Origin of the sequence: Acrocarpospora catenulata, from assembly GCF_018476525.1 — a bacterium.
GTDB classification, from domain to species: domain Bacteria; phylum Actinomycetota; class Actinomycetes; order Streptosporangiales; family Streptosporangiaceae; genus Acrocarpospora; species Acrocarpospora catenulata.
Map to the genome: position 1 here is coordinate 41,914 of NZ_JAHCST010000055.1, position 20,109 is coordinate 62,022.

At 73.3% G+C, this 20,109-nt stretch carries 15 protein-coding genes; 10 read left to right on the forward strand and 5 right to left on the reverse strand.

Going from position 1 to position 20,109, the window contains the following annotated elements; genetic code table 11:
- Window positions 1–264: 264 nt before the first annotated feature.
- Window positions 265–1,767: a PucR family transcriptional regulator gene (locus KIP79_RS36220; protein WP_214109503.1), complete on the reverse strand. Its 1,503-nt coding sequence runs from the start codon at window positions 1,765–1,767 to the stop codon at window positions 265–267.
- Window positions 1,768–1,884: 117 nt separating this feature from the next.
- Here KIP79_RS36220 and KIP79_RS36225 point away from each other — a divergent pair, with 117 nt between their 5' ends.
- Window positions 1,885–4,092 carry a molybdopterin cofactor-binding domain-containing protein gene (locus KIP79_RS36225; RefSeq protein WP_214109504.1) on the forward strand — a complete coding sequence of 736 codons (2,208 nt, stop codon included), beginning with the start codon at window positions 1,885–1,887 and terminating at the stop codon, window positions 4,090–4,092.
- Here KIP79_RS36225 and KIP79_RS36230 read toward each other — a convergent pair.
- Window positions 4,089–5,021, reverse strand: a complete 933-nt coding sequence (locus tag KIP79_RS36230) for an excalibur calcium-binding domain-containing protein (protein ID WP_214109505.1) — start codon at window positions 5,019–5,021, stop codon at window positions 4,089–4,091. The genes KIP79_RS36225 and KIP79_RS36230 overlap by 4 nt on opposite strands.
- 113 nt (window positions 5,022–5,134) lie before the next feature.
- On the opposite strand from KIP79_RS36230, the gene ald reads away from it, so the two are divergent.
- Entirely contained in the window at window positions 5,135–6,250 is a 1,116-nt protein-coding gene (ald, locus tag KIP79_RS36235) for an alanine dehydrogenase (RefSeq protein ID WP_214109506.1), read from the forward strand.
- Here ald and KIP79_RS36240 read toward each other — a convergent pair.
- Window positions 6,243–6,989, reverse strand: coding sequence for a thioredoxin-like domain-containing protein (locus tag KIP79_RS36240; protein ID WP_214109507.1), 747 nt, complete (start codon window positions 6,987–6,989; stop codon window positions 6,243–6,245). The two genes, ald and KIP79_RS36240, sit on opposite strands and share 8 nt — an antisense overlap.
- A gap of 97 nt (window positions 6,990–7,086) precedes the next feature.
- On the opposite strand from KIP79_RS36240, the gene KIP79_RS36245 reads away from it, so the two are divergent.
- Window positions 7,087–7,710 carry a DUF305 domain-containing protein gene (locus tag KIP79_RS36245; protein ID WP_214109508.1) on the forward strand — a complete coding sequence of 208 codons (624 nt, stop codon included), beginning with the start codon at window positions 7,087–7,089 and terminating at the stop codon, window positions 7,708–7,710.
- A gap of 30 nt (window positions 7,711–7,740) precedes the next feature.
- Complete coding sequence (locus KIP79_RS36250) at window positions 7,741–8,037, forward strand: DUF3467 domain-containing protein (protein ID WP_214109509.1); 297 nt, start codon at window positions 7,741–7,743, stop codon at window positions 8,035–8,037.
- On the opposite strand, the gene KIP79_RS36255 is transcribed toward KIP79_RS36250, so the two are convergent.
- Together KIP79_RS36255 and KIP79_RS36260 are read right to left on the reverse strand one after the other, a co-directional pair.
- A complete protein-coding gene (locus KIP79_RS36255) occupies window positions 8,000–8,800 on the reverse strand; it encodes an MBL fold metallo-hydrolase (RefSeq protein ID WP_214109510.1) in 801 nt (266 codons plus the stop codon). The two genes, KIP79_RS36250 and KIP79_RS36255, sit on opposite strands and share 38 nt — an antisense overlap.
- Complete coding sequence (locus KIP79_RS36260; protein WP_214109511.1) at window positions 8,797–9,783, reverse strand: cyclic nucleotide-binding domain-containing protein; 987 nt, start codon at window positions 9,781–9,783, stop codon at window positions 8,797–8,799. The genes KIP79_RS36255 and KIP79_RS36260 overlap by 4 nt, the downstream gene beginning before the upstream one ends.
- A 128-nt stretch (window positions 9,784–9,911) precedes the next feature.
- Here KIP79_RS36260 and KIP79_RS36265 point away from each other — a divergent pair, with 128 nt between their 5' ends.
- The 6 genes from KIP79_RS36265 to KIP79_RS36290 all read left to right on the forward strand — a co-directional run.
- Window positions 9,912–11,210, forward strand: coding sequence for an adenylate/guanylate cyclase domain-containing protein (locus KIP79_RS36265; protein ID WP_214109512.1), 1,299 nt, complete (start codon window positions 9,912–9,914; stop codon window positions 11,208–11,210).
- Window positions 11,210–11,929, forward strand: coding sequence for an ABC transporter ATP-binding protein (locus KIP79_RS36270; protein ID WP_214109513.1), 720 nt, complete (start codon window positions 11,210–11,212; stop codon window positions 11,927–11,929). Before KIP79_RS36265 ends, KIP79_RS36270 begins: the two co-directional genes overlap by 1 nt.
- Before the next feature lie 30 nt (window positions 11,930–11,959).
- Window positions 11,960–14,350, forward strand: coding sequence for an ABC transporter permease (locus KIP79_RS49045; protein ID WP_214109514.1), 2,391 nt, complete (start codon window positions 11,960–11,962; stop codon window positions 14,348–14,350).
- A gap of 3 nt (window positions 14,351–14,353) precedes the next feature.
- On the forward strand, window positions 14,354–16,750 hold the full coding sequence (locus KIP79_RS36280; protein ID WP_214109515.1) for an ABC transporter permease: 2,397 nt from the start codon (window positions 14,354–14,356) through the stop codon (window positions 16,748–16,750).
- Window positions 16,751–16,755: 5 nt separating this feature from the next.
- Complete coding sequence (locus tag KIP79_RS36285) at window positions 16,756–18,726, forward strand: sensor histidine kinase (protein WP_214109516.1); 1,971 nt, start codon at window positions 16,756–16,758, stop codon at window positions 18,724–18,726.
- A gap of 28 nt (window positions 18,727–18,754) precedes the next feature.
- Window positions 18,755–20,109 (forward strand): phytoene desaturase family protein (locus KIP79_RS36290; protein WP_214109517.1); only part of this gene is annotated, 1,355 nt, incomplete at its 3' end.

The following is a 20,109-nucleotide window of genomic DNA, read 5'->3' on the forward strand; positions in this document are numbered from 1 at the left end:
GCCTAGAGCGCGGCGGCCGGTGGCCGACCTGAACCCGGGCTCCGGCAGGGGCCGGGCCGCTACTTCTCTCGCCAAGAGGATTCACTCGGCGGCCACCCCCCTTTCGGACAAGTTTGACAAGGCAGTCGGCTCTATTGTGACGGCGCTCTCTGGAAGATTCCAGAGAGCGCCGTTTGACTGTTGTCAGGAGCCCAGCCCCTCACTGTCAGGAAACATCTTGTCACTGATCGAATACCGAAGGTGACCTTTTCTCGGAATTCGAATTCAGGACGCCCGAAGTGCGAGATAAAGATCCACCCTATCCGGCATCACGGAAAGATCTTTTCCCGTCAATTCCTCAACTCGCCGAATTCGATATCGCACGGTGTTCACATGCACGTGCAAACGCTCCGCGCACGCGTGCCAGGAGCCGGCGCAGTCAAGGAATGTATCCAGGGTCCTGACCAGCTCCGCCTGATGTTTCCTGTCATAGTCGAAGATCGGCGCCAGCAGCCGCCCGGCGAACGACCGCCGCACGTCGTCCGGAACGGTGGCCAGCAACAGCGCGTGCGTATAGATCTCCGCGCTGCTGACCACACCCCCGCCACGCGCCTCGGCCATCCGCCGCGCGTGCCCGGCCTCCTCCACCCCGCCCCGGATCGCGGTGGGCCCGGTCAGCGCGGCGCTGACCCCCACCGCCAGCCGCACGCCGGGCAGCCCGGCGGCCAGCGGGACGACCCGCTCGCCCAGCGCCGCGGCCAGCCCGTCCGCCGTACCGGACCCGAGCGGGACCAGCGCCACCGCGCCGTCCGCGCCGGGGGCGGCCACCACCCGCCGGTCCAGCAGTTCCTCCACCACCTGCCCGCCCAGCGCGGCCGGGTCGGGGCCGTCGGCCGCCCCCGGGCGGGCCACCGTCGCCGAGACCACCGCGTACGGCTCCGCCACGTCGATCCCGCAGGTGCGCAGCCGGGCCGAGAGCTCCGACAGATCGGCCGTCCCGGCACAGGCGAGCGCGATCAATTGTTCCGCCAGCCGACGCTCGACCCGGCGGCCCCCTTCCATCCTGGTCCGCTCCAGCGCCACGCAGGAGGCCAGCTCGAAGCCGATGTCGGGGTCCAGCTCGCCGCCGCAGACCAGCGCCCACCCGGCCGCCCGGTGCGCCCGGTCCACCGCGAAGATCGTGTACGGGCCCTGGGTGGTGACCGGCAGCCGTACCGCGCCGAGGAACTCCGCGGCCAGCCGGGCCGCGTCCGCGGGCGGCACGGCACCGGCGATCACCGTGCCGGCGGCGGAGATGACCGCGCCGGAGACGCCGAGCTCGGCCGACATCAGCGCGCAGAGCTCGGTCAGCCCGGCCCCCTCGGCCACGGCCGCCACGATCCGGCGGTGCCGGCCGAGGGCGCGGCGCAGGTCGCCGGCCTGGAGCCCGGCCAGGCGGCGGGTGACGGCCTCGGTGACCGCGCCGAAGGAGACCTCGATCGGGACCTCGAGCAGCGGCAGGCCGTGGGCCAGGCAGGCGGCCACCACGTCCTGCGGCACGTGCCCGTACACGGCGTCGCCGACGGCCAGCGCGGCCACCCCGGCCCTGGCCAGCACACCCACGAACCGGTCGGAGTCGGCCGGGTCCTGCCGCCACATCAGGCCGGTCAGCACCAGCTCGCCGCCGGACAGGTACCGGCCGGGGTCGGGCAGGTCGGTGACGAGCACGCCGGTGATCTCCACGTCGGTCTCCCCGGCCAGCGGGATGAGCCGCAGATCGCCCATGGCGAGCAGATCACGTATCAGCACAGCACACAGACTATTTGCCCGTTTGGATGAACCTACAAGGGCGCCGCACCGGCCGGTCCCGCCTTTCATGGCGAGCGTCACTAGGCCCGGCCTGAGCAGGGCTGATCTACTCACTCCATGGACACTGTCACCAGGCACAGCCAGGGCGTCGGCGCCAGCGTGCTCCGCCCCGACGGGACGCTGAAGGTGACCGGCGAGTTCGCCTACTCCTCGGACCTGTGGCTGGACGGCATGCTCTGGGGCGCCACCCTGCGCAGCCCGCACCCGTCCGCCTGGATCAGGTCGATCGACGTCGGCCCCGCGCTGGCCATGCCCGGAGTGTTCGCCGTGCTCACCCACGAGGACGTGCCGGGCGAGAAGTTCTACGGCCTGGAGCACAAGGACCAGCCGGTGCTCGCCATCGACCAGGTGCGCTACCAGGGCGAGCCGGTGGCCCTGGTGGCGGCCGACCACCCGGAGACCGCCCGCCGCGCCGCCGACGCCATCGTGGTGGAGTACGAGCCGCGCGAGGCCGTCACCGACCCCCGCCGCGCCGCCTTCGACCCTGACTGCCCGCCGGTCAACCCGCACGGCACGCTCGTGCGCCACCAGCCGGTCCGGGTCGGCTCGGAGTTCACCGCCGACGTCGTGGTGACCGGCGAGTACGAGGTCGGCATGCAGGACCAGGCGTTCCTCGGCCCGGAGTCCGGCCTGGCGGTCCCGGCCGAGGACGGCGGCGTGGACCTGTACATCGCCACCCAGTGGCTGCACGTCGACCAGGACCAGGTGGCGCCCTGCCTGGGCCTGCCCAAGGAGCTGGTCCGGCTCACCCTGGCCGGGGTGGGCGGCGCGTTCGGCGCCCGCGAGGACCTGTCGATGCAGATCCACGCCTCGATGCTGGCGCTGCGCACCGGCCGGCCGGTCAAGATCGTGTACGGCCGGGAGGAGTCCTTCTTCGGCCACGTGCACCGCCACCCCGCCTGGATGCGGTACGAGCACGGCGCCACCGCCGACGGCCGCCTGGTCTACGTCAGGGCGGAGATCGTGCTGGACGGCGGCGCCTACACCTCCTCCTCCCCCGCCGTGGTCGGCAACGCCGCCTCCCTCGGGGTGGGCCCGTACGAGGTGCCGAACATCTGGATCGACGCCTACGGCACCTACACCAACAACCCGCCCTGCGGGGCGATGCGCGGGTTCGGCGCGGTGCAGGCCTGTTTCGCCTACGAGTCGCAGATGGACCGGCTGGCCGAGGCGTGCGGCCTGTCGCCGGTGGAGATCCGGGTGCGGAACGCGGTCTCCCAGGGCTCCCGGCTGGCCACCGGCCAGCTGGTGGACAGCCCGGCGCCGCTGGCCGACATGCTCCGCGAGCTGGCCGCCATGCCGCTGCCCGGACCCGGCGGCGCCGACCTGCGGGAACTGCCGGGCGGGGTGGCGCAGACCACCCACGGCGAAGGGGTGCGGCGGGGCGTCGGCTACGGCGTGGGGATCAAGAACATCTGCTTCTCCGAGGGTTTCGACGACTACTCCACCGCACGGGTGCGGGTGGAACTGCTCGGCGGGGAGCCGCACGTGCTGGTGCACACGGCCGCCGCCGAGGTGGGCCAGGGCCTGATCATGGTGAAGACCCAGATCGCCAGGACCGAGCTGGGCATCGACCGGGTGACCATCGTGCCCGCCGACACCTCGGTCGGTTCGGCCGGGTCGTCGTCGGCGTCACGGCAGTCGTACGTGACCGGGGGCGCGGTGAAGGCGGCCTGCGAGGCGGTGAGGGCGCGGCTGGCGGAGCTCACCGCGGGCGGCGCGACGCTGACCGAGGTGCTGGCGGCGGGGCCGGTGGAGGAGACCAGGGAGTACCGGCACCGCCCCACCTTCCCGATGGACCCGGTGACCGGGCAGGGCGACTCGCACACCCAGCTGGCGCTCTGCGTGCACCGCGCGGTGGTGGACGTGGACGTGGAGCTCGGGCTGGTCAAGGTGGTGGAGCTGGCCGCGGTGCAGGACGTGGGGCGCATCCTCAACCCGCTGGCACTGGAGGGGCAGATCCACGGCGGCAGCGCGCAGGGGCTGGGCCTGGCGCTGATGGAGGAGATCCAGATCAGGGACGGGAAGGTGCTCAACCCGTCGTTCACCGACTACCTGATCCCCACCATCCTCGACATGCCGCCCATGAAGCTGTCCATCCTGGAGAACCCGGACCCGCACGCGCCGTACGGGCTGCGCGGGGCCGGGGAGCCGCCCACGCTCTCCTCGACCCCGGCCATCGCGGCGGCGGTCCGGGCGGCGACGGGGCTGTCGCTATCCCGGGTGCCCATCCGCCCGGACGACATCGCGCTGGCGCCGGTTTAGAGCTCGTCGCGGTCGCAGGCGACGCCGTCGTTGTCGCGGTCGACGTACCAGTTGTACTCCTGGTGGACGCCCTTGAAGTACGGCCCCTGACCGGCGGCGATGGCCTCGGCGCAGCTGGCGTACTTGATCGGGCCGCTTCCACCGGCAGGCTGCGACACGCCCTGGCTCTGCTGCTGGCCGGTCGGCGGGGTCCCGGTGCCGGGCTGCTGCTGTGGTTGCTGGCTGGCCGGATCGGGCACGATCGGCTGACCGCCCGAGGTGTCGGCGGGCGGAGTGTCGGCGGGCGGGGTCACGGCCGGGGGCGCCTGGTCCCCGGTCGTCGCTCCGGTGCCGTTCAGGCGGGCCAGCAGGGCGTCCGCCTCGGGCTTGGTGAACCCGGCGATGAGCAGGCTGTCCTGGGTGATCTCCTGGGCCACCCGGGGCGCGGCCACCACCTTGTCCCCGACCACGATGGCCAACTGCTGGTTGACCACCTCCTGGGTCAGGTCGGCGATCGGCTCCCGGCTGGCCGGAGCGAGCACCACCCGCACCCCGAACGTGCCGTCCGTCTCGGCCACCGACTCGATCTTCTGCACCACGGCCACCGTGACCCCGGCGGCCAGCTGGTAGCACTTGGCGCCGGCGTCGTCCGGCACCGCCTCCGGGCTGGCGCAGGGCGCCGTGCCCACGCCGACCACCGGCGCGAAGTGGATCGGGGTGGCCAGCCGTTTCAGCGACGTGGTGGTGAGCGGCGGCGCGTCCTGATTTCGGGTCATCAACACGGCCACGGTGCCCAGCACCCCGGTCATCACCACCACCAGCACCAGCGCGACGGTCAGCGTGACCGTCGTGCGCTTGGTCGCCTGCGGCGGCCCCGGGGCAGCCTCCGGCTGGACGCCGGGCTCGGTGGCCCCCGGCGTGTTCTGCATTCCGACCTCGATCCCTACCATCGCGCGAAGAGCCTATCGAGCTCTGTCAACGCACGGTAATCAGATGACAGTCTGTCGCCAAGCGACCCCAACCGCTGTCAGACTGCCCGTCAGGTGACGGGTAGAGCATCCTTATGAAAGTTGGAGTTCCACGCGAGATCAAGAACAACGAGTTCCGGGTCGCGCTCACCCCCGCCGGCGCCCATGAGCTGGTGCGCCACGGCCACCAGGTGCTCGTCGAGCGCGACGCGGGCGCCGGCTCCGCCATTCCGGACGCGGACTTCGCCGCCGCCGGCGCCACCGTCGTGGACCGCGCCGAGGACGTCTGGGCCGAGGGCGAGCTGATTCTCAAGGTCAAGGAGCCGGTCCCCGCCGAGTACCGGCGCATGCGGAAGAACCAGGTGCTCTTCACCTACCTGCACCTGGCGGCCTCGGAGGCGTGCACCCGGGCCATGCTGGAGGCCGGGGTGACCGGCATCGCGTACGAGACCGTGCAGACCGCCTCCGGCGCGCTGCCGCTGCTGGCCCCCATGTCGGAGGTGGCCGGGCGGCTGGCCCCGCAGGTGGGGGCCTACCACCTGATGCGGCAGGGGGACGGCAGGGGCGTGCTGATGGGCGGCGTGCCGGGCGTGTACGCGGCCAGGGTGGTGGTGATCGGCGCCGGGGTGTCCGGGATGAACGCCGCCGCCATCGCGCTCGGCATGCAGGCCCAGGTGGTGCTGCTGGACCGGAACATGGACCGGCTCCGCCAGGCCGACGCGGTCTACCGGGGGCACTGCACCACGGTGGCGTCCAACGCGTACGAGGTGGAGAAGGCGGTACTGGAGGCGGACCTGGTGATCGGGGCGGTGCTGGTGGCCGGGGCGAAGGCCCCCAAGCTGGTCAGCGGCGAGCTGGTGAGCCGGATGAAGCGGGGCTCGGTGCTGGTGGACATCTCCATCGACCAGGGCGGCTGCTTCGAGGACTCCCGGCCGACCACCCACGACGACCCCGTCTACCGGGTGCACGACTCGATCTTCTACTGCGTGGCCAACATGCCGGGCGCCGTCCCGCACACCTCCACCTACGCGCTGACCAACGTCACCGTGCCGTACGCGCTGGCCATCGCCGACCGGGGCTGGCGGGCCGCCCTGGGCGCCGACCCGGCGCTGGCGAAGGGCCTGAACACGTATCAGGGGCACCTCACCAACCGTCCCGTGGCCGAGGCGCACGGGATGGAGTGGGTGCCCCTGATGGGACTGCTCAGCTAGCGGCGGGGCTCGGGGACGCCATCGGGATCGGGGCGTCGGTGCCCGCGGTGCTCGTCGGCGCCGCCGACGGGGTGGTGGTCGGGATCACGGCCTGCGAGGCGACCTCGGAGACGCCGCCGCTGCAGGTGGCGCCGCGCTCGGGGGTGTCCGGGCCCTGCTTGAACTTGCGGATGAAGGCCGACAGGTCGGGCGAGTCCGCCGAGTCCACCGTGAGCTGGTGGTTCCAGCTGGAGGCCACGATCTTGGAGGGCAACCCGGGGTAGGGGCTGAGCAACATGTAGTCGGTGGCCGCGAGGTTGCGCAGCTTGTCCACCTCGGCGGTCGGCAGGTCCGGCTGGTAGGTGATCCAGACGGCGCCGTGCTCCATCGAGTGCACGCCGGTCTCATTGTTGATCGGCTCGTCGTAGACGCCGCAGTTCTGCCAGGCCGGGTTGTGCTCACCGCCGACCGGCGGGTTCTCGGTGTAGTTGACCTTGATGCTGGTGTGCTGGGAACCCTTGTACTCGAAGTTCTTGACCTTGGGCAGCATCGCGGCCTCCGCCGCCTCGGCCTTCTTCTCCACCTCCGAGCGGTCCATCTCCTGCTTCACGATGTAGAAGCCCACCGAGCCGACCAGCAGGGCGATGACCAGGCCGCCTATACCCCACATGACGAAGGCCATGCGCCGTTCCTTGCGCTTCTGCTCGGCTCGCATCCTCGCCAGGTGCTCGCGCCGCGCCTGCGCCTTCTCCTTGGTCATCGACCCTCCATCACGCGATCACATATGGCTATGGAGAATAGTGGGTATCTATGGGCGATTGCCGCACCGATCCTCCCGCACAAGTAACCTGAGAGTGATGAACAGCCCTCGTTCCCGCTTGCTTCCCCTCCTCGGGGGCCTCGCCGTGTTGGCCGCGGTGGGCCTGATCGTGGCGACCGTCATGCGCTCGGGCACGCCCGGCGACCTCTCCCCCGAAGCGGGTTTCTCCCGTGACATGGGCGTGCACCACGCCCAGGCGGTGGACATGTCCTTCATCGCCAGGGACGAGAGCACCGACGAGGACGTCCGCAGGCTGGCGTACGACATCATCAACACACAGAGCACCCAGCGTGGAATTTTCATGGGCTGGCTGGACCAGTGGGGTCTGGACCAGTCCTCCACCCAGCCGGTGATGACCTGGATGTCCGGCCACGGGCACAGCGGCACGCCGGGCACGATGCCCGGGATGGCGAGCCAGGAGGAGATGAGCCGGCTGCGCGCGGCCAAGGGCAACGACTCGGCCGTGCTCTTCCTCCAGCTGATGATCCGCCATCACGAGGGCGGCGTGGACATGGCCAAGGGCCTGCTCAAGCTCACCAACCGCGCCGAGGTGCGGACCATGGCCCAGCACATCGTGGACGGCCAGAGCGCCGAGATCAAGCTGATGAAGGACATGCTCGCCGAGCGGGGCGGGCAGCCGCTCCCCTCGATTCTCAAGTGACTCTCGAAAGCCGATCTCGAAGGGATCCGAGTGAACCAGGAGCGGGAGAGCCGCCTTGAGGTGAGCATCTCGGCCGAGGTGGAAGCCGGGCAGTACGCGAACTTCGCTTCCGTCTGGCATACCCAGGATGGGTTCGTCCTGGACTTCGCGGTGATCACCCGGCCGCCGGGGCTGGCCGACGACCCGTCCTCGGGCGAGCAGTACCTGAGCGTGCCCACCCGGATCGTCAGCCGGATCAGGATTCCTCCCACGCAGGTCTTCGAGCTGATGAAGGCGCTGGAACAGCAGCTCACCGCGTACGAGACGGAGACCGGTCACAAACCGTGACCAGCTGCCCCTGGCGGGCGAACTCCACCTCGGGCCACTCCTTGGTCATGGCGTCCAGCTGCTCGTCGGTGCGGGTCGGCGCGTGGTGGGTGAGCAGCAGCCGGCCCACCCCGCAGCGGCGGGCGAAGGCCAGGGCGTCGGTGATCGTGGCGTGCCCGTAGGCGTCGGCCAGGGCCTGCTCCTCGGGGCGGAACTGGCCGTCGTGGACGAGCAGGTCGGCCCCCGCGGCCAGTTCCTCGGCGGCGGCGGAGCCGAGCTGGGGGGCGTGGTCGGGCAGGTAGACCACCGCGACGCCGTCGGCCTCCAGGCGGGTGCCGACGGTGACGCCGCCCTTGTGGACGACCTCCGCCTGCCGTACGGTCAGGCCGGCCAGTTCGCGGACCGGGGCGGTGCCGCAGAAGGTCCAGTCGCCCTGCAGGCCGCCGGGGTCGATGGGGAAGTGCGGCGGGGACATCGCGCGGGTCAGGGTGGCCAGCGGGTCGGGGCCCGGGATGATCAGTTCGACCCGGGACTCCGGGTGGTCCACGGCGCGGCTGAACGGCAGGCCCTGCACGTGGTCCCAGTGCAGGTGGGACAGGAGGATCGGGCCGGTGAACGGCGCGCTGCCCAGGTCGCGGATGCCGGTGCCCGCGTCCAGCAGCAGCACCGGACGGTCCGAGTCGGCGGGCAGCACCGCGATGCAGCTGGTGTGCCCGCCGTAGCGGACGTACTCGGGGCCGGGCGCGGGGGTGGAGCCGCGTACGCCGAGCGGCAGGAGCCTCACTGGTGCTCCTCTCGGCGGTGCCCCTCGGCGAGGTGTTGCAGTGCGGCCCGGTCGATGGCGTCGGCGGTGGCCTCGGCCACCCGGACCGGGGTGAGCGCGGTGAGGGTGGCGGTGCGGTGGCCGGTCTCCAGCACCGCGCGCTCGCCGAGCACCACGCCCGGGCCGAGCTCGCCCAGGGTGCGGCCGTCCACGTCCACGGTGAGCACGCCGTCCAGGAGCAGGAACAGGGAGGAGCCGGGCTCGCCCTGGCGGACCAGGGTCTGGCCGCTGGCCAGCTCGCGCACCAGGGGCTTGCGGCCGCCGCGCATGATCAGCCGGGACAGCTCCCGCTCCAGCGCGGTCTCCGCGGCGGTGACCACCACCGGGGAGTCCTCGGCGCCCCACGGGGTGGCGGTCTGCGCCGCCCACGCCTTGAAGTCGGTGATCCCGGCCTTCAGCGCGAGCACCTCCTCGGCGTCGTAGACCCAGTGCCGGGGGAACGGGCTGGCCCCCGAGAGGGTGCGCTCGGTGCGGCCGTCGGCGTGCAGGGTGATGGCCAGCGTGGTCCACACCAGGGGGGACTGCCAGCGGGCGAAGGGCGCGGTGCCGGAGGTGCGCGGGAAGGGCAGCGCGGTACGGCCGCCGGCCGACTGGGTGAACCTGATCCAGCCGTCCCCGAGCTGGGGCTCCGGGCGCAGGTCGGGCAGGCCGACGGCGGCGAAGGTGGCGCCGAGCGGGCCGACCCGGACCGTGGTGGCGCCCATCACGCCGCCGCCCTCGGCGCCGTACGCGACCGCCTGGCCGTTCTCGAACTCGGCCCAGACGGACAGGCGGTTGGCGAACCGGAACCGGTCGGCCCGGCGGAGCGCCTCCAGGTCCTCGATCTTGTCCGGGGGCGGGTCGTCGTAGTGGGAGATTCCGGCCTCGAACATCGTTCTGGTGTAACCCTTGACCGCCTCGGACGGAATCCAGGACAGGGACGTGGCGTGTGACCGCACAAGCATGGTGGGTGCCTCCTCAGGTCGGATCCGACGCTAGGCGCGGGGGCGGCCCGCGGACAGGGCGGTATCCACCGCGCAAGGGGAGGGGTAACCCTCTGGCCCGGTTCATGGTGGTGGAGGACAGTCAGAGGGTGGATCGCATCACGGTGCTGCTGGCCGACGACAATCTGATCGTCCGGGAGGGCGTCCGCGCGCTGCTCGCCAGGGATCTGGCCCTGGAGGTGGTCGGCGTGGCCGCCGACTATGACGAGCTGGTCGCGCGGGGCCTGGAGCTACGGCCCCAGGTGCTGGTGACCGATATCCGCATGCCGCCGACGTACCAGGACGAGGGCATCGACGCGGCGCGCGAGGTGCGCGGCCGGCTGCCCGGCACCGGTGTGGTGGTGCTCAGCCAGTACGACGACCCGGACTACGCGGTCAAGCTGCTGGCCGAGGGCGCGGACGGCTACGCGTACCTGCTGAAGGACCGGGTGGCGGACGCGCGGCTGCTGGGGCGGGCGATCCGCGAGGTGGCCGCCGGGGGCTCCATGATCGACCCGCAGATCGTGCAGGACCTGTTGTCTCCCGCGCGTTCCTCCGAGCTCACCCCCAGCGAGGAGCGGCTGCTGCGGCAGGTGGCCGAGGGCCGGTCGGTGAAGGCCATCGCGGCCGCCACCGGGGCCGCGCCCGAGTCGGTGAACGCACTGGTGGAGCAGTTGTTCCTGAAGCTGGCCCGGGGCGCCTCCGCCGGGCGGCAGGGCGCGCTGAAGCGGCTGCGCCTGCTGCACACCGCGATCCTGCGCCGGGACGAGCAGGGCGAGCGCCTGTCCCGGCTGCTGCCCGGCGGGCTGGCCGACAAGCTGCTGGCCGACCGCCTGGACCGGACCGAGCGGCTCACCGTGACCGTGCTCATGTCCGACGTGCGCGGCTACTCCTCGATCGCCGAGCACACCGACCCGGCCGTGCTGGCCGGGCAGCTGAACGCGCACCGGCGGGCCATGAACGCGGCCATCCTCAGCGAGGGCGGCACGGTCATGCAGTACGTCGGGGACGCGGTGATGGCCGTGTTCGGCGCCCCCGACCCGCGGGCCGGCCACGCCGGGTCCGGCCTGCTGGCCGCCCGGGAGATGCACCGGCGGCAGCGCGCGCTCAACGAGGAGTGGTCGCAGGCCGGGCACACCCCGTTCCGGCTGGGCGTGGGCCTGTGCACCGGCGAGGTGGCGGCGGCCCTGCTCGGCAGCGAGGAGCGGGTGGAGTACACGCTGGTCGGCGACACGGTCAACCTGGCCCAGCGCATGCAGGACCTGGCGCGGCCGGCCGGCACCGTGGTCTCGGCCAGCACGCACACCGCGGCCGAGCTGCCCGCCTGGCCCTGGCAGCCGCTCGGGCAGCGCGTCGTCAAGGGCCGGTCCACCCCCGTCGTGGCCTTTCATCTCCCGGAGGAATTCTGATGGCGACCGAACTATCCGTTGACACCCCGCCGCCCGGCGACGCCGAGCAGGCCCCCGCGGTACGGATCCGGGGGGCACGGCGTACCTTCGAGGCCGAACTGGCCCCGGTGCGGGCACTGCGCGGGGTGGACTTCGACGTGGCGAGCGGGGAGTTCGTGGCGGTGATGGGGCCCTCCGGCTGCGGCAAGTCCACCCTGCTGAACGTGATCGCCGGTCTGGACGGCGTGGACGACGGCACCGTCGAGGTGGCCGGGGAGCGGGTGGACGGCCGCGACGAGGACTGGCTGGCCCGGTTCCGCCGCCACCACATCGGCTTCGTGTTCCAGTTCTTCAACCTGCTCGACGGGGTCTCGGCGCTGGACAACCTGGTGCTGCCCGGCGTGCTCGGCGGCATGAAGCGGCGGGCCGCCGAGGCCCGCGCCAGGGACCTGCTGGACCTGCTCGGCCTGGGCGACCGGCTGCAGCAGGTGCCGGCCGTGCTCTCCGGCGGGCAGCGGCAGCGGCTGGCCATCGCCAGGGCGCTGGTCAACCAGCCGAGCCTGCTGCTGGCCGACGAGCCCACCGGCGCGCTGGACAGCGAGGGCGGTCTCGAGGTGCTCGAACTGTTCCGGCGGCTGCACGAGGACGGGCAGACGATCATCATGGTGACCCACTCGGCCGAAGTGGCCGCCGGGGCGTCCCGGTCCATCCGGATGCGGGACGGCCGGGTTGAGGCGTGAGCCTCCCACGCAGAGCGGAGTAGAACCCGGATGACCGCACTCTGGTTCCGCCTGGAACTCCACCGCCGGTGGCGATCGCTGGTCGCTCTGGCCCTGCTGGTGGCCTTCGCCGTCGCGACCGTGCTCGCCGCCGTGGCGGGGGCGCGGCGCGGCGCGGGCGCCTATGACCGGCTGCGGGCCGGCACGCTGCCCGCCGACGTGGTGGTGCTGCCCAACCAGCCGGGGTTCGACTGGGACAGGATCCGCGCGCTGCCCGAGGTGGCGGCGGTGGCGACCTTCGTGGTGGGCGACTTCCGGCTGGAGACTCAGGTGGAGGGCGTCTATGCGAATTTCCCGCCGGGCGACGCCGAGGTGTTCCGCACGGTGGAGCGGCCGGTGGTGCTGGCGGGCCGGGTGTTCGACCCCGCCCGGCTGGACGAGGTGGTCGTCTCGCCCGGATACCTGGAGCGGACGGGGCAGCGGCTGGGCGACCGGGTGGCGTTCACCCTGTGGCGGCCCGAGCAGCGCGACCAGGTCTACAACGTGGGCGACCAGCCCCCGGCCGGGCCGAGGATCGAAGCGCGCGTGGTCGGGGTGATCCGCTCGCCGTGGTTCACCGACCCCACGGGCCAGGGCGCCTTCGTCGTCATCTCCCCCGCCGTGTTCGCGAAATATCCGGGCAATCTGCTGGGCAAGCCGGCGGTGGGCTACGTCAACGCCCTGGTCCGCCTCAACGGCGGCGCGGGCGCCATCCGCGCCTTCAAGGAGAGTCTGGTCAAGACCACCGGCCGGACCGACATCGACGTGTGGCGGCGCGAGGACAACGACCGCCAGATCACCCGGGTGCTCGGTTTCGAGGCCGCCTCCCTGCTCGCCTTCGCCCTGGCCGGGTGCGTCGCCGCGATCGTGCTGGTCGGCCAGGCCGTCTCCAGGTACGCCACCGCCACCGTCACCGAACTGGACAGCCTGCGCGCCACGGGCCTGACCCGGCGCCAGACCGTGGCCCTCGCCACGCTCGGGCCGACCTCCGCGGCCGGGGCGGGGGCCGTCCTGGGCGTGGCGGCCGCGGCGGCGGCCTCCCCCGGTTTCCCGATCGGCACCGCCGCGTACTACGAGCCCACGCCCGGGTTCGCCGTCGACCCGGTAGTCCTGCTCCTCGGCGGCTTGGCCGCCGTCGCCCTGGTCGCGGCCGGGGCCGCGGCCACGACCTGGTTCGCCCTGCACCGCAGCCCGTGGCCGCGGCCGTCGCGGTCGGCCGTCACCGCCGCCGCGGCCCGCCTCGGGCTGCCGATACCGGTCGTGGTGGGCACCCGCTTCGCGCTGGAACCCGGGCGGGGGCGGCACGCCGTCCCGATCCGTCCGGCCCTGGCCGGGGCGATCACCGGCGTGCTCGGCGTCCTCGCCGCCTTCACCTTCTCCAACGGCGTCGGCGACGCCGCCACCAACCCGGCCAGGTACGGCCAGACCTATCAGCTCACCGGGTTCTTCGGGCTCAACGGCGAGACCCACGCGCCCGTGGACAAGATCGTGCCCGCCATCGAGGCGGACCAGGACGTGGTCGCGTTCACCGAGACCAAGGTCGCGGTCGCCCAGGCCGGCCGGGACATCTCGGTCAGCCTGTACGGCTTCCGCTCCCGCGCCCGGCCGGTCGAGCAGATCATCATGGCCGGCGGCATGCCCGACGCCCCGGACCAGGTGCTGCTCGGCGTCAGCACCGCCCGGCGGCTGGGCCTCTCCGTCGGCGACACCCTGCCGCTGGACGGGGAACGCGGGCGGTTGCCGTACCGGGTCAGCGGGCTCGGCTTCGTGCCGGCCGGCTCCCACAACAGCTACGACGACGGCGGGATCCTCACCCAGGAGGGCTATGACCGTCTCTTCGGCACCTTCAAGTACCACCTCGGCCTGATCGGCCTCAGGCCCGGCACCGACCCTGAGGCGGCCCTGTCCCGGCTCTCGGCGGCGGTGGCCGCCGTCCCCGGGGGCGAGCAGGCCGCCTTCGAGGTGCCGGCGCCGCCGGAACAGCTGGGCCTGATCCAGCGGGTCCGGGTGCTGCCGCTGCTGCTCGCCGCCTTTCTCGCCCTGCTCGCGGTGGGCGCGGTCGGCCACGCCCTGGCCACCGCCGTCCGCCGCCGCGCCCACGAGGTCGCGATCCTGCGCGCCCTCGGCATGACCCGCCCCCAGGCCAGGCTCATCGTCCTCGTCCAGGCCACCGTCCTCGCCCTGGTCGGCGTGCTCGTCGGCCTCCCCCTGGGGCTCGCCCTCGGCCGCGTGCTGTGGCGGGTGGTGGCCGACACCACCCCCCTCGCCTACCAGCCTCCGCTCGCCCTCTGGGCGCTCCTGCTCACGGCCCCGGTCGCCCTGCTCACCGCCAACCTGCTGGCCACCTGGCCCGGACGCCGTTACGCCCGGCTCCAGGTCACGGCCGTCCTGAGAGCGGAGTAGGCGATGCAGGCGTTGTGGCTGCGGCTGGAGGTCCGGCGGCGGTGGCGGTCGCTGGCGGTGCTCGCCCTGCTGGTGGCGTTCGCGAGCGGGACCGTGCTGGCGGCGGTGGCGGGGGCTCGCCGCGGTGGGTCGGCGGTCGAGCGGCTGGTGGCGGTGACGTTGCCGTTCAGCGCGGTAGTGCTGCCGAACCAGCCGAAGTTCGACTGGGATCGGGTACGGCGGCTGCCCTCGGTGGCAGCGGTCACGACATTTCCACTCATACCCGGATATGTCGTGAAAGATCCGGTGGGGTTCCAGCCGGATCTGCCGATGGTCGTCGACCGGGAGGCCTGGCACACGATCGAGAAGCCGGTGATCCTGGCGGGCCGGCTGCCGTCGCCCGACCGCGCCGACGAGGCGGTGATCGTCCCGAAGTTCACCGAGCGCTACGGGAAGGGGGTCGGGGACACCGTCACCGTCCAGCTGTACACGGCCGCGCAGGTGGACGCCGCGCTGGCGGGCTCCGCGTCCCGGGAGATGGCGCCGGAGGGGCCCGAGGCCACGGCCACCATCGTCGGGGTCATCCGCTCCGCCTGGTTCTCGGACTCGGTCACCAGCTCCGGCGACTTCATCCTCTCTCCCGGCTTCTTCACGAAATATCGTGACGAAATGGTCGGGACGAAGGAGCTGGCCTCATTCAACGCGCTGGTCCGGCTGACGGCCGGGTTCACCGCGCTCCCCCAGTTCAAGCGCGAGCTCGCCGCCGCCACCGGCCGCTCCGACCTCGACGTCTGGGACGCCGGCGCGATAAAGACGCACCAGGAGGAGTTCCTGGCCTTCGAGGCGTACTCGCTGCTCGCCTTCGGCCTGGCCGCGCTGGCCGCCTCCCTGGTCCTGGTCGGGCAGACCGTCGCCCGCTACACCGCGGCCACCGTCGCCGAACTGCACCAGCTGCGCATGCTCGGCCTCACCCCCAGGCAGAGCGTGATCGCCGCCGCGCTGGGGCCCACGCTGGCCGCCTCGGCGGGAGCGGTGCTCGGCGTCGCCGCCGCGTACGGGGCCTCGGCGTACACGCCCGTCGGCGCGGCCGCCCTGATCGAACCCACGCCCGGCCTGGACGCCGACTGGCCGGTGCTGCTCCCGGGCGGCCTGGCCGTACCGGTGCTGGTGGCGCTGGGCGCGCTGCTCTCGGGCGCGCTGGCGCTGCGCGGCGCGCACGCCCGGCCGGCCCGCCGGTCCGTGGCCGCCCTGCTGGCCGGCCGGGCCAACCTGCCGGTGCCCGCCGTGGTCGGCACCCGGTTCGCCCTGGAGTCCGGCCGCGGCCGAGGCTCGGTCCCGGTACGGCCCGCGCTGCTCGGCACGGTCACGGGGGTGCTCGGCATCCTGGCCGCCTTCACCTTCTCCAGCGGCGTGGCCGACGCGGGCGAACGCCCGGAACGTTTCGGCCAGACCTTCCACCTCCAGGTCTACCTGTACGACTCCGGCGCGATCCCCCCGGACGACGCGGTCTACCGGGCGCTGGCCGGGCACCCGGACGTGGCCGGGATCAGCGACGACCTGACCGCCGTGGCCCAGTCCGGCCGGACCTCGGTGACCCTGCACACCTACGACCTCGGCGCCAAACCCCTGCCGATCGTGGTGGAGCGGGGCCGCCCACCGCACGACGACCAGGAGATCATGCTGGCCCTGCGCACCGCCCAGGAGCTGGGGGCCGGGATCGGCGACGAGGTCGCGCTCACCGGCCAGCCGGGCCGGGGGACCTTCCGGGTGACCGGCATCGGCTTCGTCCCCAAGGGCTCGCACAACACCTACTTCGAGGGGGGCCTGGTGAGCATGGCCGCCTTCGACCGGCTCTTCGACGCGTACAAGTTCCACACCCTGCTCGTCTCGCTGCGCCCCGGCGTGGACCCGGAGCAGGTGGTGGCCGCGCTGCAGGAGCTCGTGCGGAGCGTGCCAGGCGCCCAGTTCTCCGAGTTCGCCCCGGCCCCCGACCTCATCGAGCTGGCCGAGATCCGGGACATGCGGATCCTGCCGGTCGCGCTGGCCGCCTTCCTGGCGCTGCTCGCGGTCGGCGCGGTCGGGCACGTACTGGCCACCGCGGTACGGCGCCGCCGCCACGAACTGGCGGTGATGCGCGCCCTCGGCCTCACCCGCCGCCAGGCCCGCTGGATCGTGGCCACCCAGGCGTCGGTGCTGGCCGTGATCGGCGTGGTCGCCGGGGTGCCGCTCGGGATGGCGCTGGGCCGCATGCTGTGGCGGCTGGTCGCGGACCTGTGGCCACTGGCCTACCAGCCGCCGGTGGCGTTCTGGGCGCTGCTCACGATCGGCCCCGCCGCCCTGCTGGTCGCCAACCTCCTGGCCGCCTGGCCGGGCCATCGCGCGGCCCGGCTCAGAGTCGGTCACGTCCTGCGAGCGGAGTGATCCACATGACCCGTGCTATCGCCATCACCACCGGCGGCGCGGCGGCGCTGACCGCCGTCGGCGTCGGGCTCTGGGACGGCACCAATCTGGCCGCCGCCGTGGTGGCCGCCGGGTGGGCGGTCACCGCCGCAGGGTGCCTGCTGGTCGGCCGGCCAGCCGTGGCCCGGTGGGCGGGCCTGGTGGCGGTCCTGCAGGCCGCCGCCGCGATCTGGACGTCGGCGGTGCCGATCGCGGTGGCCGGGTGGCTGGCCTTCGCGCTCGCCCTCCCCGACGGCGAGCTGCGCACCCTCCCCCGCCGGATGCTCACCGGCGTGGCCGCGGCCCTCTGCGTGGGCCTGACCGCGCTGAACAGCCCGCCCAGCCTGTACGGCCTGGCCGCCATCCTGGCCGCGGCGGCGGGCGCCACCGGCATCGTGCTGCGCTGTCCCCCGGCCTCCCCCCGGCAGCGGGCGGCCCTGCAGTGGACGGGCGCGGCGCTGCTGCTCGCGGGGTCGGCCGGGGCCACCCTGCTCGGCCTCTACCTGCTGCTCGACGTCCCGGCCAGCCCGCTCACCTGGCTGGTGGGGGCGCTGGTGCTCGTCCCGGTGGGCGCCCTGCTCGGGCACATCCCGTCCACCGCGCACGTCGGCGACAAGGCGCTGCTTGAGGCGGTGGTCACCGCCGGGTTCACCGTCATGATCGCCAGCGTCTACCTGGTGGTGGTGCTCGGCCTGGGCCGCATCCCGGACACCACCGAACGCGACCTGCTGGTCTCCAGCATGGCGGCGGCGCTGGTGGTGGCGGTGCTGGCGTTCCCGCTCCGGGTGCGGCTGCTGGCCACCGCACGGGCCATCACCGGGCGGGGCGGGGTGCCGCCGGAGGAGGTGCTGGCCACCTTCGGCGCCCGGATGAGCCGCGCCGTGCCCTTCGACGAGCTGCTGCTCCAGCTGGCCGAGTCGCTCAAGGCGGCGATGGCCCCGGCCGGGGGCGCGGAGATCTGGGTCGGCTCGGACGGGGTGCTCAACCGCACGATGAGCGTGCCCGACCTGCCGGCCGCCCGGCTGGTGCTGAACGAGCGGGAGCGCATCGTGGTCGGCCGCACCCGCGTGGGCGGCGGCTCCTGGCTGGCGGTCTGGATGCCCGCCCTGCTGCCGGAGGCGGGCGGCCTGGTCCGGGTGGCCCCGGCGGCCCACCTCGGCGAGCTGCTCGGCCTGATCGTGGTCCGCCGCCAGCCGGACGCACCACCCTTCTCCGAGGCCGACGACCAGGTCCTGGTGCAACTGGGCCGCCAGGTCGGCCTGGCGCTGCACAACATGCGCCTGGACCTGGCGCTCCAGGCGTCCCTCGACGAGCTCCGCCGCCGCAACGAGGACCTGCAGAAGTCCCGCCTGCGCATCGTCACCGCCGCCGACGCCGCCCGCCGGGCCATCGAACGCGACCTGCACGACGGCGCGCAGCAGCACCTGGTGGCGCTCTCGGTGAAGCTCAGCCTGGCCGGTGAGATCATCGCCGACGACCCCGCCGCGGCCGACGGCCTGTTCGACGAGCTCCGCGCCGACGTGCAGGGCACCATCACGGCCGTCAGGGAGCTGGCCCACGGCGTCTACCCGCCGCTGCTGCGCAACCACGGCCTCGACCACGCGCTGCGCTCGGCCGCCCGCCGCTCCCCGCTGCCCTGCACGGTCACCGTGGACCTGCCGCAGCGCTACTCCGAGGCCATCGAGGCGGCCGTCTACTTCTGCTGCCTGGAGGCCATCCAGAACGCGGGCAAGCACGCGGGCGCCGACGCCGCCATCACCGTGCGGCTGGCGGCCGACGCGCGCACCCTCACCTTCGAGGTGGCCGACGACGGCGTCGGCTTCGACCAGTCCGAGCACGGCGGCGGCTTCGTGAACATGAGCGACCGGCTCGGCGCCATCGGCGGGTCCCTGACCGTCACCTCCCAGCTCGGCGCCGGGACCCGGATCAACGGTGAGATCCCCTGCGAGCGCGGGTGAATCATGGGTAACGGAAAGTAGGGGGGACATGAGCGAGTACGACGCGGTGGTGGTGGGGTCCGGGCCGAACGGCATGGTGGCGGCGCTGACCCTGGCCGAGGCCGGGCGGCGGGTGCTGCTGCTGGAGGGGGCCGAGCGCTTCGGCGGCGGCCTGCGCACCGAGGAGCTGACCCTGCCGGGCTTCCGGCACGACGTCTGCGCGACCGTGGTGGCCCTGTCCCTGGTCTCGCCCGCGCTCCGGGACCGGGTCCGCGAGCTGCCGGTGGAGTTCGCCCACCCGGAGATTCCCGCCGCGCACCCGATGGACGACGGCCCCGCCGTGCTCATCCACCGCGACCCGGCCGCCACCGCCGCCGGTCTGGGCCGGGACGGCCGCGCCTGGCAGGCCACCGTCGGCGCCACCGCCCGGGCCGGGTTCCCGCTCATCGACTCCCTGCTGGCCCCGCTGAGCCCGCCCAGGGCCCCGCTGGCCGCCGCCCGCTACGGCGCCCTCGCCGTGCTCCCCGCCACCACCCTGGCCAGGGCCGTGTTCCGTACGGCCCGCGCCCGCGCCGCGTTCGCCGGCATGGCCGCGCACTCGATGCTGGATCTGCGCTCCCCCATCACCTCCGGCTTCGGCCTGATGCTGGCCGCCTCGGCGCACCTGGCCGGCTGGCCGGTGGTCCGTGGCGGCTCCCAGGCCCTCACCGACGCCCTCCTGGACCACCTCCGCAAGCACGGCGTGGAAACCGTCTCCGGCCACCCCGTGACCTCCCTGCGCGACCTCCCCGACGCCGAGACCGTGCTGCTGACCGTCACTCCCCGCCAGTTCCTCCGGATGACCGGCGACGGGGCCGAGCTACCCCCCGCCTACGCCCGCCGCCTGGCCCGCTTCCGCCACGGCCCCGGCGTCTTCAAGGTCGACTGGGCCCTGGACGGCCCCGTGCCCTGGCGCGACCCCGAGGTCGCCCGCGCCGGCACCGTGCACCTCGGCGGCACCCTGGAGGAGATCGCCGCCGGCGAGCACGCCGCCACCCACGGCCGGCACTCCCCCCGCCCCTACGTCCTGCTCGTCCAGCCCTGCGCCGCCGACCCCACCCGCGCCCCCGCCGGCCACCACACCCTCTGGGCCTACTGCCACGTCCCCAACGGCTCCCCCGCCGACATGACCGCCACCATCGAGGCCCAGATCGAACGCTTCGCCCCCGGCTTCCGCGACCGCGTCCTCGCCCGCCACACCTTCACCCCGGCCGCCCTGCAGTCCCACAACCCCACCTACGAAGGCGGCGACATCGGCGGCGGCGCCACCACCCTCCCCCAGTTCTTCACCCGCCCCCAGGGCCAGGGCTACGAGGTCAAGGTGCCCGAGGGGTGGGCGCGCAGCGACCTGCCCACCGGCGCGAG